The following is a 14,487-nucleotide window of genomic DNA, read 5'->3' on the forward strand; positions in this document are numbered from 1 at the left end:
TCAGGTTAGCAACTCCCGCCGGCCGGGGCGCGTTCCGGCCGACGGCTTCCCGCCCGGGGTGGTCGGAGCAAGGGCTATAATCGCCCGGCAATGGTGGGAGAAGCACAGGGCCGCGCGCCCGTGCTGCCGAAGGCGCAAACGCCCGTAATCGCTCAGGCCCGATACCACCGGACGCGGCAAACACTCTGGAGAGACCGACCGGCACCGCCGGAACCGGCGCCGAAGGGGCACGAAGCGCGCGATCCTCGTCCGCGCGCTTCCAAACTCTCAGGCAAAAGGACAGAGGGGCACCACCGCCACGGAATGCCCGTCGTCGATGCAGCGCAAGCTGCAGCGCATTCCCGGGGTTGCCGGCCGATTCCACGGCGGCGCAGACCCGGTCCCGGAACGACGGCCCTCCAGCGGCGCCCTCCACTTCCCGGTGCCTGCCATGTCCAAGCCCAGCCTGCGCGAACTCGAACACCACGACGCCTTCGTCGAACGCCATATCGGCCCCAACGATGCCGAGGTCGCGCACATGCTGCGCGAGGTCGGCCACGATTCGCTGGAGTCGATGACCGACGCCATCGTCCCGGCCAGCATCAAGCCGACCGCCCGCCTCGACCCCGCCTCCAGCCCCGGCCTGGCCCTCCCCGGCTCGCTGACCGAAGTCGAAGCGCTGGCGAAGATCCGCGCCATCGCGCAGAAGAACGACGTCTTCCGCAGCTTCATCGGCCAGGGCTACTACGGCACCCACACGCCGAACGTCATCCTGCGCAACATCCTCGAGAACCCGGCCTGGTACACGGCCTACACGCCCTACCAGGCGGAGATCTCGCAGGGGCGCATGGAGGCCCTGATCAACTTCCAGCAGATGTGCGCCGACCTGACCGGCATGGACATCGCCAACGCCTCGCTGCTGGACGAGGCCACCGCCGCCGCCGAAGCGATGACGCTCGCCAAGCGCTCCGCGAAATCGAAGTCCAACCTGTTCTATGTCGCCGACGACGTGCACCCGCAGACGCTGGAAGTCGTACGCACCCGCGCAGACGGTCTCGGCATCGACCTGCAGGTGGGTCCCGCCCCGGACGCCGCCGGCGTCGACAGTTTCGGCGTGCTGCTGCAGTACCCGAACACCTATGGCCGGATCGACGACCATGCCGCGCTCGCCGAGGCGGTCCACGCACGCGGCGCGCTGGTCGCGGTGGCCAGCGACCTGCTCGCCCTCACCCTGGTCAAGGCCCCCGGCGAATGGGGCGCCGACATCGTGGTGGGCAACAGCCAGCGTTTCGGCGTGCCGTTCGGCTTCGGCGGCCCGCACGCAGGCTTCATGGCCTGCCGCGACGCGTTCAAGCGCTCGATGCCCGGACGCCTGATCGGCGTGTCGGTCGACGCCCAGGGCAAGCCCGCCTACCGCCTGACCCTGCAGACGCGCGAGCAGCACATCCGCCGCGAGAAGGCGACCAGCAACATCTGCACCGCGCAGGTGCTGCTGGCGGTGATGGCCTCGATGTACGCGGTCTACCACGGGCCGGAGGGCCTGGTGCGCATCGCGCGCCGCGTGCACCGCCAGGCCGCGATCCTGGCCGCGGCGCTGCGGCGCGCGGGCGTGCAGGTGGGCGAGGGCTTCTTCGACACCCTGCACATCACCGGCGTGGATGCCGAGCAGGTCCACACCTACGCCAGCCACCAGCGCATCAACCTGCGCAAGATCGACGCGGGCAGCGTCGGCATCAGCCTGGACGAGACCGCGACCCGCGCCGATCTGGCCGCGTTGGCCGGGATCTTCGGTGCCGAGCTGGATGGCGGGGCGATCGACGCGCTCGATTCGGAAGTCGCCGATGCCCTGCCCGCCGCGCTGCTGCGCGAGTCGAAGTTCCTGCAGCATCCGGTGTTCAATACCCACCACAGCGAACACGAGATGCTGCGCTACCTGCGCGCGCTGGCGGACAAGGACCTGGCCATGGACCGCACCATGATCCCGCTGGGTTCGTGCACGATGAAGCTCAACGCCACTGCCGAGATGATCCCGATCACCTGGCCGGAGTTCGCCCAGGTGCATCCGCTGGCGCCGGCCTCGCAGACCCGCGGCTATCGCGAGCTGATCGACTCGCTGGAGGCGATGCTGGTGGAGATCACCGGCTACGACGCGGTGAGCTTCCAGCCCAACTCCGGCGCGCAGGGCGAATACGCCGGCCTGCTGGCGATCCGCGCCTATCACGCCGCGCGTGGCGAAGGCCATCGCGACATCTGCCTGATCCCCGAGTCTGCGCACGGCACCAATCCCGCGTCGGCGCAGATGTGCGGCATGAAGGTGGTGGTGACCCGCTGCGACGCGAACGGAAACGTCGACGTCGAGGACATCCGCCGCGCGGCGGAAAAGCATTCGGCCAACCTCGCCGCGATCATGATGACCTACCCGTCCACGCACGGCGTGTTCGAGGAGGACGTGGTCGAGATCTGCGAGATCGTCCACCGCCACGGCGGACAGGTGTACACCGACGGCGCCAACATGAACGCCCTGGTCGGCCTGGCCAAGCCCGGCAAGTGGGGTTCGGACGTTTCGCACCTCAACCTGCACAAGACCTTCTGCATTCCGCACGGCGGCGGCGGCCCGGGCGTGGGCCCGTGCGCGGTCAAGTCGCACCTGGCGCCGTTCCTGCCGCGTGGCCACAAGGACGCCGACGGCAGCGTGGGCATGGTGTCGGCGGCGGCCTACGGCAGCGCATCGATCCTGCCGATCAGCTGGATGTACATCGCGATGATGGGCGCGGGCGGCCTGCGCCGCGCCACCCAGGTCGCCCTGCTCAACGCCAACTACGTGTCCAGGCGTCTGGCATCGCACTATCCCACGCTCTACACCGGCCGCAACGACCTGGTCGCGCACGAGTGCATCCTCGACCTGCGCCCGCTGGAGAAGTCCACCGGCGTGACCGCGGAGGACGTGGCCAAGCGCCTGATCGACTTCGGCTTCCACGCGCCCACGCTGAGCTTCCCGGTGGCCGGCACGCTGATGGTGGAACCGACCGAGAGCGAATCGCTGCATGAACTCGACCGCTTCATCGACGCGATGATCCAGATCCGCGACGAGATCCGTGCGATCGATGAAGGCAAGCTCGATCGCGCGGACAACCCGCTGAAGAACGCGCCGCATACGGCCGACATGGTGGCCGCGAGCGAGTGGACGCACGCCTACCCGCGCGAACTGGCGGTGTTTCCGCTGGCGGTCCTGCGGCAGCAGAAATACTGGCCGCCGGTCGCGCGCGTGGACAACGTGCACGGCGACAAGAACGTGTTCTGCGCCTGCATTCCGGTGGACGCGTTCAAGGAGGAAACCGCGGAGGCCTGATCAAACTTTCGCCACCGCAACAAGCACACACGCAACCGCCCCGCAAGGGGCGGTTCGCGTTCGGGGCATTGGCGCTGTTTTCGCCAAACAGTCTCCGGCTATGGCGCCATGCGGGCTGGCGACGTTTGTTCAATCGCCCTTCCACAACGTTGTCCACAAGCCGCGTGGATAACTCGCGGCACCGTCGGCGGGGCGTTTCAGCCCACGATGCGCAATGCAAGCGCCGCGTTGACGGACTTGACAAGACCGCCCGGCGCGTCCGCGCGCTTGCACCGTGGCACCGCCGAAGATTCATGAATCTAAATACGAAACGGGCTGAAAAACACGGTGTTTTCACCGCTTTTCGGGAAGCATCACCGCACCCGACAGGGTGTCGGGAGCGAGTATCCAAGGAGCAGATCATGACCAACAACAACAATCAGAACGAGCGTGACCAGGAACAGCAGCGCAATCAGGAACAGCAGCGCAACCAGGAGCAGAACCGCGACCAGGACGAGCAGCGGAACCAGGAGCAGAACCGCAACCAGGAACAGCGGAACCAGGAGCAGCAGCGCCAGGAACAGCGCCGCTGATCCCGTGCGGTAGCTTTGCAAAGGGCCCGACAGGGCCCTTTGCCTTGTGGGAAATTCGCGTCCGGGGCCGCCGCCAGCCGTCGCCCTGATGTCGCCGATGGCTTCGTTGAGCGCGGGACCGTCGCGGTCGCGACCGGCACGGACCCCAGCAGCTGGCTCCGCCCTTGCTCTGCTCGATCCGGCGTCTATCCGCGCAGGTCGCGCGTCCGGATCGATTCGAGCACGACATCCAGCGGCGCCGGCCGGCCCAGCAGGAAGCCCTGCACCTGGTCGCAGCCATGGGCGCGCAGCCAGTCGCGTTCGCCCTCCTGTTCCACGCCCTCGGCGATCGTGCCGAGTCCCAGGCCCTGGGCGAGCGCGATCAGCGCCCGGCAGATCGACGCGTTGCGCTCGTCCTTGTGCACATCCTGCACGAAGCTGCGGTCGATCTTGAGGTAGTCCAGCGGCAGGTCGCGCAGGTAGGCCATGCTGGAAAAGCCGGTGCCGAAATCGTCGATCGAGATCGGCACGCCGGCGTCGCGCAGCTCCAGCATGCGCGCGCGCGCGGCCTGGGGCTGGCGCAGCACCACGCTTTCGGTGAGTTCGACGTGCAGTGCACCGTTCGGCAGGTCGTGCCTGCGCTGCTCCTCGCGGACCGCATCGGCGATGCTGTCGCCGAGCAGTTGCACCGCCGAGATGTTCACCGCGATGGCCACCTCGCCCAGGCCGCGCTCGGCCAGACTGCGGTGGCAGCGCGCGGCCTGTCCGAGCACCCAGCGGCCGATCGGCACGATCAGGCCCGAGGCCTCGGCCAGCGGCATGAAGACCGCCGGCGAGACCAGCCTGCCGTCCTGGCGCCAGCGCAGCAGCGCCTCGAGCGCCACCGGCTGGCCATCCGAGAGGCGCATGATCGGCTGGTAATGCAGCTCGAACTCGTCGTTGGCCAGGGCATTGCGCAGGCGTCGCGCCATCTCGATGCGCTCGGCGGCCTGGTCGGCCATGCTGCGGTCGTACGGCAGGACCGGCACCTGCTCGCGCCCGGCCTGCAGCGCCGCCAGGGCCGCATGGCTGACCACCTGCCCCGCGCCCTCGCCCGGATCGGGACCTTCGGCGATCCCGATCCAGGCTTCCACCGGGTGCGCCCCGGCCTCGGTCGGGACGGGCATGGCGATGGCCTCCTGCAGCGCCGCCAGCAGTTGCTGCTGGCGGGCAGGATCCTGGGTCACCACCACGAAGGATTCGCCCGGCCAGAACGCCACCATCCCGAATTCACGGCCGACCTCGGCCAGCCGGGCCGCGACCTCGCGCAGCAGCAGTTGGCTGGTGGTCGCACCGAGCGTGGGCGCCACCAGTTCGAGATCCCGGAGCCGTACGAAGGCCGCCGCGTAACGCGTGCCCGGCACGTGTCGCGTGTCGATCTGCTCGATCATTGCAGGCAGGCGCAGCAGCCCGGTCAGGTCGTCGTGGGTGGCGCGCCAGGTCAGGTCGCGCTCATAGGCCATGCGGTCGCTCACGTCCTCGGCGAGCACCAGCCGCGCCGGCCTGCCGCCGAATTCGATGGCGCTGCTGAACACGCGCGCATCCAGCCGGCTGCCGTCGCGCCGCAGGTGCGCCCACACGCCATCCACGTCCTGCTGGTAGTCGCGCCGCTGCATGGCCGCCTCCACCTCGCGACGCTCCGACGCCGGGCGGATGTCGAGGATGGTCATGGAACGGAATTCATCCTGGCTGTAGCCATAGGCAGCGATCGCCGCATCGTTGACCGCCAGGAAGCGCAAGGTCTGGGCATCGAACACCCAGAACGGCAGCGGATTGCGCTCGAACAGGGCGCGGAACTGCGCCTCGGCCCGCTCGACGCGCTCCTGGGCCTCGTGGTCGGCGGTGACGTCGGCGACCGTGCCGGTGATCCTGACCTGGCCACGGCTGTCGGCCACCCGCCCGCCGCTGCTCCGGATCCAGCGCTCCACCCCGGGCTGCGGCAACACCCGGTACTCGGTGGCATAGGACGGCCCGCCGGCCACCACGGTCTGGGCGAACAGCTTCTCCACGCGCTCGCGGTCGTCCGGATGCACGCGCTCGAAGAACTGCGCGACCGGCAGCACGGCCGCTTCGACCGGAAAACCGAATATCGCCGCGGTATGCGCGGACACCTTGACGCGCTCGCCATCCGGTTCGATCCGCCACACGCCGGTACGCGATGCGCGTTGCGCCTGGTCCAGCCAGTCGGCCTGCTCCTCCAGCTCGTCGAGCAGGGCTTCGCGCAGCCGCTCGCCGCCGGACAACCTGTAGACGAAGTAGGCCAGTCCCAGCCAGTACAGCAGCGCGAAACCGCCCGCGATCGATACGCTGCGGTACCAGGGCAACAGTGCTTCGCGGAAACCCAGGCCCGCGACCACGATCAGGTCGTAGCCGCTCGTCGCGCTGAAGCCGGCCAGGCGCGCGACCCCGTCGATCTGGCTGACGCGCAGGCCGGTGGCGGTGCCACTGGCGTCGGCAAGTTCCGGAGGCAGCCGGGTGCGCCGACCGACGAACTGCTCATCGCCGTCCTTGGGCTGGCGCGCCAGCACCACGCCGTCGCGGTCGAGCACCGTCACGTTGCCCTCGCGGCCGATGTCGAGGTCACCGATCATGCGTTCGATGGCGACCGTGCGCAGCCTGGCCAGCAGCCAGCGGCCTTCGTCGAAGGGCATCCCCACGCGCAGCCACCAGCCGCCGTCACCGTCGGCTTCGATCGTGCCCACGGCAAGCCGGCCGGGCTTCGCACGGGCCAGCCAGCCCGGCAGTCCCGCATCGCCGTCCCCGGCGCCTGCGGACGCGTGCCCCTGGCCGTCGACCACCACGATGGAGTCCAGTTCCGCCCGCCGGCCCACCACGCCGGCGATGGCCTGCTGCAACATGGCGTCTGCGCGTTCGGGCGTCGAGATGGAATAGGCGTGCGCGTCGGCGGCGATGCCGGCCATCGCGCGCTCGAGACTGCCGAGTTCCTGCCGCAGCAGCCTGTCCACGCCTGCCGACAGCGCCAGCGCCTGCCGCTGCGCCGAGGCGAGCCGCGTGTTGCGGTCCTGCTGCAGCAGCAATGCCAGCCCGAGCATCATCAGCAAGCCCAGCACGACCCCTACGGCCAGCACCTTCCTGACCGAACCGGGGAGTCGCTTGCGCTGGGGGAGAGACATGGGACCGGTTACGTTCCGCGCGGGGCCTGCCGCACCATGCCAACCGTCGCGCCAGCACGCAAGGCGCAGAAGCCATCGGCGGACGCGCGATCCTCCATCAGCCCGGCGATCGCACCAGGACCCGGGCCCCTGCCGGCGCCCTCCCGCATACGCAGGTGTCGAACGCCCGCAGTGCGCGCAGCTAGAACGTGCCGGTGATCAGCTGCCTGCACGCCGGGGCGGAGCACGACGGGCGCGGGGCAGTGGGTTCCCCTGCGGGGTATAGGCCGGCGGCGAGTAGAAGTTGAGCGTGCGCAGCAGGCCGCGGCCGGTATTGCGGATCTCGTGGTGCTCACCGCGCTCGATCACCAGCAGGCTGCCTTCGCGCAGCTTGCGCCTGGCGCCGTCGACGATCGCCAGGCCGGTGCCGGCGACGACGAAGACCCACTGGTCGGCGCCGCGGTGGGCATTGTCCGGGCCGCCCTCGCTGTCGCCAGGCGCGATCACCATCTCGGCCGCCTGCACCTTGCCGACCACGAAGACCGGCCGAAAGCCCTTGCCGAACCGCAGATGTCTGGACTGCATCGTGCCCTCCTCGATGGCCACCCTGGTGCATTGCCCGTCAATGCCTTGCGAACGACGATGCGAGGGCGACGCCGCGTTCACGCCGCCCGGACCATCGTGTCCGCGCCGCCGGCCCTGCGATCGCCGCCAGGGACCGCGTGCGGCAATCCGGAGCCGTCCATGTCCCTGACCATCGCCGTGATCGTCGGCAGCCTGCGTGCCGATTCGTTCAATGCGCGGCTCGCCGACGCGCTCGCCACGCTGGCGCCGGACGACATCGAATTCCGCCGCCTGCGCATCGACGACCTGCCGCTCTACAATCAGGACGACGATGCCTCGCCGCCCCCGCCGGTGACGCGCCTGAAGGAGGCGATCCGCGAGGCCGACGGCCTGCTGTTCGTCACGCCCGAATACAACCGCTCGATCCCCGGCGTGCTCAAGAACGCGCTCGACCACGCCTCGCGGCCTTACGGCGACAGCGCATTTCCCGACAAGCCGGCCGGCATCATCGGGGTGTCGATCGGCGCGATCGGCACGGCCGCGGCGCAGCAGCATCTGCGCACCATCCTGGCCTACCTGGACATGCCGACGCTCGGCCAGCCGGAAGCCTTCCTCAAGGCCGACGATGTGCTGGACGACCAGGGTGGAATCGCCGACGGCAGCCGCAAGTTCCTGCAGGGCTGGATGGACGCCTACCTGGACTGGGTGCGCCGTCACGCCTGAGGCGCGGGCGCTCAGGCCCGCGTCCTGACGCGCTTCTCCGCTGGCCGTTGGGCGCCGCCCTGCGGGGTCGCGCGGCCCGCGCGCTGCAGCCGCCGGGCCAGGACGCGCAGCTGTTCGCGCAGTCCGGCCGGTTCGAGCACGACGAAGTCCACGCCGAGCAGCGCCAGGTGATAGCCGAGGACGTCGGGACGCTGCGCGCCCGTTTCCAGCACGCAGCGCCGCTCATCCAACGCGGACAGATGCCCCACCGACGGCGGAATACGCTCGCGCATGTGCGCCAGTGGCGCGTGCAGTTCGATTCTCGCCTTGAGCGCATAGGGCTGCACCGAGATCGCGCGCGACACGAAGGCAGCCGCATCTCCGCCGGGCACCTTGCGCGGCAGGAAGCGCTCGCCGGCGCGGGGGCTGCCGCTGATGCGATCGACGCGGAAGGTACGCCAGTCGCCGCGCACCAGATCCCAGGCCAGCAGGTACCAGCGCGCCTCGGTGGACACCAGGGCGTGCGGCTCGATCTCGCGCACACTGGCACGCCCTTCCTGGTCCGCATAGTCGAACCGCAGGCGGTGCGGCGAGCGGCACGCCTGGGCCAGTGCAACCAGGCGATCGTACGGCACGCCCGGACCGTCCGGCCCCAACGGCAGGACTGCCGCGTGAAGGTTGCGCACCCGCGTGCGCAGTCGCGAAGGCATCACCTGCTCGAGCTTGGCGAAAGCGCGCAACGCCGCCTCCTCCATGCCCTGTACGGTTCCGCCGGTGGCCAGGCGCAAGCCCAGCGACACGGCAAGCGCTTCGTCGTCCTCGAGCAGCAGCGGCGGCAGGTTGTTGCCGGCAGCGAGCTGGTAACCGCCGGCGGTTCCTGCGCTGGCAGCCACGGGATATCCCAGGCTGCGCAGCCGGTCGACGTCGCGTCTCACGGTGCGATCGGTCACTTCCATGCGCGCGGCCAGTTCGCGTCCCCGCCAGAACGGCCGCGACTGCAACAGGGACAACAGCCGGAGCAGGCGTGCGGAGGTATCGAGCATGGCGGCAGGATGCCATGGATTGCGGACCGGTCCTGTCCGCGATCGGGGTCCACCCTGCGCTTCGCCGGACGACCCCGCCCGGCTTCCCGATCCACGAACCGGAGCCCCGCCATGTCCCTGAAACTCTTCGCCGCCCCCATGTCCAGCGCCACGCCCGTCGTGCATGCCATCGCCGAGCTCGGCCTGGACTGCGACATCGTGATGCTGGACCTCGCCAAGGGCCAGCAGAAGGCCCCGGCCTATCTGGCCATCAACCCGCATGGCGTCGTGCCGACCCTGGTCGTCGATGGCACGCCCTTGTTCGAGTCCGTGGCGATCCTGCAGTGGCTGGGCGAGCAGCACGGCGTCGAGCGGGGACTGTGGCCGGCCGCAGGCACGCCACAGCGGCTCGCGGCCCTCTCCTGGACGAGCTGGGCCTATGTCAGCTACGGCGCCCTGCTCAACGTGCTGAACTTCGCGCAGAGCCCCAATGTCGATGCCGGCCTGCACCATGCGCCGCTGGCGACCGAGGCGCTGGCTCGACTCGATGCGGCGCTGGGCCGTCTTGACGCGCAGCTTGCGAGGTCGGCGTGGCTGCTGGGCGATGCGTTCTCCCTTGCCGATCTGGTGGTCGCCAGCGTCGTGGCCTACAGCACCTACTGCGGAGTCGAGACGCGCGGCCATGCCCACGTGCAGCGCTGGCTCGAGGCGTTCCAGGCGCGCGAGGCGTACCGGAAGACCTGGGCGACGGATATGCAGGCGGCGTGAGCCGGACGGGCCCAGAGGGAGGCATCTTCGGATGTCGCCCCCCTTTGCCCGGCAGTCGGTTCGCGCGAAAAGCGTTCGCGACCAGGGTCGTTCCACAGGGTCGAAGGCGTCCAGCGCCACTGTGTGGGAGCGCGCCCGCGCGCAAAGGGCGTTCGAAGACCAAGGTCGCTCCCACAAGGGGGCGGAGACCTCCAGAGCCGCCTGTGGGAGCGCGCTCGCGCGCGAAGGGTGTTCGCGACCAAGGCCGCTCCCACAAGGGCGGAGACCTCAGCGCCACCTGTGGGAGCGCGCTCGCGCGCGAAGGGCGACAGCCAATTCAAACGTGGGGCCTCGCGCGGAACACTACGCTGATGCGTGGTCCCGCCTCCCGCACCTTGGGGATGCCGTGCTCATGCGTGGTCTGCATCGCATGGCTCATCGCCAGCAGGCTGCCCGGCATGAGGTCGACGGCGATGCGGTCGGCATGGTCGCCGGCCGCGCGGATCAGCATGCGCCGCGGTGCACCGAGCGACAGGATGGCGATCGGATGGCCATCGCCCAGCAGGTGCAACTTGTCGCCGTGCATGGCCACGCTGTCGTGGCCGTCGCGATAGAAGTTCATGCCGATCGAGGTGAACGGCGCCGGCACGCGCCGCCGCACGCGGGCGAGCATGTCGGCCAGCGGCAGTTCGCCGGGCAGTTCGTCCGCCGCGTACGAGGCCAGCAGGCGCGGCACGTCGACCATGCGGTCGTACATCGGCCGGCGCAGGTGGCGCCACTGCGCGCCGTCGACGAGTTGCTCGAACCAGCGTTGCGCGGTGTCAGGATCGATGATGTCCGGCCAGTAGCGCGCCCCGCCCTGCGCGTCGTCCACCAGTTGCAGCATGGATGGCGCGAACAAGTCGCCACCAAGCGAAACGGTGCGCAGCGCGCCCATCAGCGGAAGTCCCTGGAACTGGTGTGCACCTGGCCCAGCATGGGCGTCAGGTCCTGCAGGTCGCGCGCGATCAGGTGGCGCACGCCATCGACCTGCTCCCAGCGACCGCGCACGCCCAGCAGCCGCGCACCGAGAAGCGCCTTGCGCCGGCGCAGCGCCAGATGCGGCCAGACCACCACGTTGACCATGCCGTGTTCGTCCTCGATGGTGACGAAGACCGTGCCCTTGGCGGTCCCCGGACGCTGGCGCTGGGTGACGATGCCCGCGGCGAAGGCGCCGCGCCCATGCGGCAGTTCCAGCAGCTGGCGCGAGTCGAGCACGCGCTGCGCGCGCAGGCGCTCGCGGATCAGCGACAGCGGGTGCGCTCCGAGCGTCAGCCCGGTGCTGCGGTAGTCGGACACCACCTCCTCGCCGGGCGAAGGTGCGGGCAGCATGATCTCGTCCTCGTCGGGACTGCCCGGCAGCAGCGGACGCTGGCGTTCGATCCCGGCCACGGCCCAGCGCGCGGCATGGCGATGTCCTGCCAGCGAGGACAGCGCGTCAGCTTCGGCCAGCGCGCTACGGGCCTTTTCGTCGAGGCCCGCGCGCAGGCATAGGTCGCGCACGTCGGAGAACGGCCGCTGCGCACGCGCCGCGACGATCGCCTTGGCCATCCCTTCGAACATGCCCTTGATCTGGCGGAAGCCCAGGCGGATCGCCGCCTGTCCGCTGTCGTCGCCGCGATGGACATCGCCGCCTTCCAGTGTGCAGTCCCATTCGCTGCAGCTCACATCGACCGGCAGTACCTCCACGCTGGCGCGGCCGCTGCGGCTTCGGCGCGCGTCCTGCACGATCTCGCTGGGCGAATAGAAGCCCATGGGCTGCGAGTTGAGCAGGGCGCAGGCGAACGCGGCCGGCTCGTGGCGCTTGAGCCAGCTGCTGATGTAGACCAGCTTGGCGAACGACGCGGCATGGCTTTGCGGAAAGCCGTAGGAGCCGAAGCCCTTGATCTGCTCGAAGATCTGGTCGATGAATTCGGGAGCGTAGTTCTTCTCGAGCATCTTCTCGCGGATGCGGATCCGATGCGGCTCCATGTCGCCGCCGCGGCCCCAGGCCGCCATCGAGCGGCGCAGGTTGTCGGCCTCGCTCGCCGAATAGCCGGCGTGGATCACCAGTTCCATCACCTGTTCCTGGAACAGGGGAATGCCGAGAGTCGGTCCCAGGATTTCCTCCACCCCTTCGGATGGATAGGTCACCTTTTCCTTGTTCTGCCGACGCCGCAGGTAGGGATGCACCATGTCGCCCTGGATCGGCCCCGGGCGCACGATCGCCACCTCCACCACCAAGTCGTAGTACTTCTCCGGCCTGAGCCGCGGCAACATGCTCATCTGCGCGCGCGACTCGATCTGGAACACGCCGACGGTGTCGGCGGCCTGGATCATTTCGAAAGTGGGATTGTCGTGCGGAATCCGCGCCAGATCCATCTTGTAGCCGCGATGCCGCTCCACCAGCTGCACCGCCTTGCGGATGCAGGTGAGCATGCCGAGCGCCAGGCAGTCGACCTTGAGCAGCTTCATCGTCTCCAGGTCATCCTTGTCCCATTGGATGATGCTGCGTTCGGGCATCGAGGCATTCTCGACCGGCACCACGGTCGACAGCGGCGCATCGCTGATCACGAAACCGCCCACGTGCTGGGAAAGATGGCGCGGGTGCCCGCGCAGCTGCATCGTCAGCACCAGCACCCGCTGGATCAGCGGGTTGTCCGGATCGAAGCCGGCCTCGCGCAGGCGCTGCTCCATCGGCGACTCGCCGTTGCCCCAGCCGAAGCAGTCGGCCAGCAGCGACACCTGGTCGGCCGGCAGGCCGAAAGCCTTGGCCACGTCGCGCACGGCGCTCTTGCCGCGATAGCGGATCACGGTGGCGGCCAGCGCGGCGCGGTGCCGCCCGTACTTGGCGTAGACGTACTGCAGCACCTCCTCGCGGCGTTCGTGCTCGAAATCGACGTCGATGTCGGGCGGCTCATCGCGCTCCTCGGACAGGAAGCGCGCCATCAGCAACCGGCTCTCGGCCGGATTCACCACGGTGATCCCGAGCGCGAAACACACCGCCGAATTGGCCGAAGAGCCCCGACCCTGGCACAGGATCTCCCGCGACTTCGCGAAACTGACGATGTCCTCGACGGTGAGGAAGAAGGCCTCGTACTTGAGCTTGGCGATCAGCGCGAGTTCGTCGTCGATCTGGGCGATCACCTCCACCGGCGCACCTTCGGGCCAGCGCTCATGCAGGCCGCGACGGGTGAGCTCGCGCAACCAGGTGGTGGGGGTATGGCCTTCCGGCACCAGTTCCACCGGATAGTCGTACTTGATGTCCGTTTCCAGGTCGAACGTGCAGCGCCGCGCGAGCTGCACCGCCCTGTCCATCAGCGCCGCGCCGTAGATATTGCCCAGCGCGCGACGCGTGCGCAGGTGGCGCTCGCCGTTGCGGAACAGCTGCGCGCCGCATTCGGACAATGGCAGGTTGTGACGGATCGCGGTCATGGTGTCCTGCAGCGCGCGGCGGCGGCGCACGTCCATGTGCACGTCGCCGGCGGCCAGCGGCTGCATATCAAGGTGTGCGGCGACCTCCAGCAGCTGGGCCAGGCGCGCGGCATCGTCCTGTTCGCGATGCAGCTCCACCGCCAGGAAGGCACGTTCGCCGAACACGCTGCGCAGCCAGCGGCCCTGTTCGTGGTCGACCGCCTGCCCGGGAATCCACAGCGCGAACAGCCCACAGACGGCTGGATCCACGTCGCCGAGGCGCTGGGCCATGTCCCTGCGCGTAAGCCGGTAGCCTTTGCCTGTGACCGCGCGCCGCGCGGTGGTGATCAGTTCGCACAGCCGCGTGTAGCCGGCCGGCGTTTCCACCAGCAGTACGCACTTGAGGCCGCAGTCGAGCGTGAACTCGCTGCCGACGATGAGCTTGACCCTGGTGGCACGCGACGCCTCCAGCCCGCGCACGATGCCCGCCAGCGAGCATTCGTCGGTGATCGCCAGCGCTTCGTAGCCACACTGAGCCGCGCGTGCGAACAGCTCCTCGGCGCTGGCGGCGCCGCGCAGGAAGGAAAAATCGGACAGGCAATGCAGTTCGGCATAGGCCGGGAGCCCATCCTCCACCGGCGCATCGTCGTTGGCGGCATTGGAAAGCCCGCGCAGGCGCTGCGCGGTTTCCCAGGCACGCGGCGGTCGGCCGCCGGGGGTGTCGCGATCGACGCCGTCGTCGTCACTCATGGCGCCAAGGCTCCGGCATGTCCCGATCCCGGCCAGGCGCAGCGCGGCCGGCGCCCGGCAGGCCCGCACTGCGGTGCGGCGCAAGCGGGCTCCCCTCTTCCCTCGCAAGCGGAAGAGGGAGAACACACGCGCCGACTTTCTCCTCCCCCGAGATGAGGAAGGGCATACACCGCGCCGTCCTGTTCCTTCCCGCTTGCGAAGGAAGGCCGGGATGGAAGCGCGTCGAACACACGGCGGAG

At 69.3% G+C, this 14,487-nt stretch carries 9 protein-coding genes and 1 riboswitch; of the genes, 4 read left to right on the plus strand and 5 right to left on the minus strand.

The genetic code is table 11. The annotated features are described in order from the left end of the window. The first annotated feature begins 175 nt into the window (after positions 1-175). Positions 176-293, plus strand: a riboswitch (glycine riboswitch). A gap of 137 nt (positions 294-430) precedes the next feature. Then, positions 431-3,328 (plus strand): aminomethyl-transferring glycine dehydrogenase, encoded by a 2,898-nt coding sequence (gene gcvP, locus ACQYVW_RS04165; RefSeq protein WP_434946124.1) that lies wholly within the window; start codon positions 431-433, stop codon positions 3,326-3,328. A gap of 401 nt (positions 3,329-3,729) precedes the next feature. After that, positions 3,730-3,900: a hypothetical protein gene (locus ACQYVW_RS04170; RefSeq protein ID WP_434946125.1), complete on the plus strand. Its 171-nt coding sequence runs from the start codon at positions 3,730-3,732 to the stop codon at positions 3,898-3,900. A gap of 185 nt (positions 3,901-4,085) precedes the next feature. On the opposite strand, the gene ACQYVW_RS04175 is transcribed toward ACQYVW_RS04170, so the two are convergent. Together ACQYVW_RS04175 and ACQYVW_RS04180 are read right to left on the minus strand one after the other, a co-directional pair. Beyond that, entirely contained in the window at positions 4,086-7,052 is a 2,967-nt protein-coding gene (locus ACQYVW_RS04175) for a bifunctional diguanylate cyclase/phosphodiesterase (RefSeq protein ID WP_434946126.1), read from the minus strand. Positions 7,053-7,250: 198 nt separating this feature from the next. Then, on the minus strand, positions 7,251-7,616 hold the full coding sequence (locus tag ACQYVW_RS04180) for a cupin domain-containing protein (RefSeq protein ID WP_434946127.1): 366 nt from the start codon (positions 7,614-7,616) through the stop codon (positions 7,251-7,253). 159 nt (positions 7,617-7,775) lie between these two features. Here ACQYVW_RS04180 and ACQYVW_RS04185 point away from each other — a divergent pair, with 159 nt between their 5' ends. After that, positions 7,776-8,318: an NADPH-dependent FMN reductase gene (locus ACQYVW_RS04185; RefSeq protein ID WP_434934540.1), complete on the plus strand. Its 543-nt coding sequence runs from the start codon at positions 7,776-7,778 to the stop codon at positions 8,316-8,318. A gap of 11 nt (positions 8,319-8,329) precedes the next feature. On the opposite strand, the gene ACQYVW_RS04190 is transcribed toward ACQYVW_RS04185, so the two are convergent. Continuing rightward, positions 8,330-9,340, minus strand: coding sequence for a helix-turn-helix transcriptional regulator (locus tag ACQYVW_RS04190; protein ID WP_434946128.1), 1,011 nt, complete (start codon positions 9,338-9,340; stop codon positions 8,330-8,332). A gap of 111 nt (positions 9,341-9,451) precedes the next feature. Here ACQYVW_RS04190 and ACQYVW_RS04195 point away from each other — a divergent pair, with 111 nt between their 5' ends. Beyond that, positions 9,452-10,087, plus strand: coding sequence for a glutathione S-transferase family protein (locus ACQYVW_RS04195; protein ID WP_434934536.1), 636 nt, complete (start codon positions 9,452-9,454; stop codon positions 10,085-10,087). A 316-nt stretch (positions 10,088-10,403) separates the two neighbouring features. Here the strand turns inward: ACQYVW_RS04195 and ACQYVW_RS04200 are convergent, their stop codons facing one another. Together ACQYVW_RS04200 and ACQYVW_RS04205 are read right to left on the minus strand one after the other, a co-directional pair. Further along, positions 10,404-11,003: an alpha-ketoglutarate-dependent dioxygenase AlkB gene (locus ACQYVW_RS04200; protein WP_434934534.1), complete on the minus strand. Its 600-nt coding sequence runs from the start codon at positions 11,001-11,003 to the stop codon at positions 10,404-10,406. Continuing rightward, on the minus strand, positions 11,003-14,248 hold the full coding sequence (locus ACQYVW_RS04205) for an error-prone DNA polymerase (protein ID WP_434946129.1): 3,246 nt from the start codon (positions 14,246-14,248) through the stop codon (positions 11,003-11,005). Before ACQYVW_RS04205 ends, ACQYVW_RS04200 begins: the two co-directional genes overlap by 1 nt. Positions 14,249-14,487 lie beyond the last annotated feature (239 nt).

The organism is Luteimonas campi, from assembly GCF_051162505.1.
Taxonomy (GTDB): domain Bacteria; phylum Pseudomonadota; class Gammaproteobacteria; order Xanthomonadales; family Xanthomonadaceae; genus Luteimonas.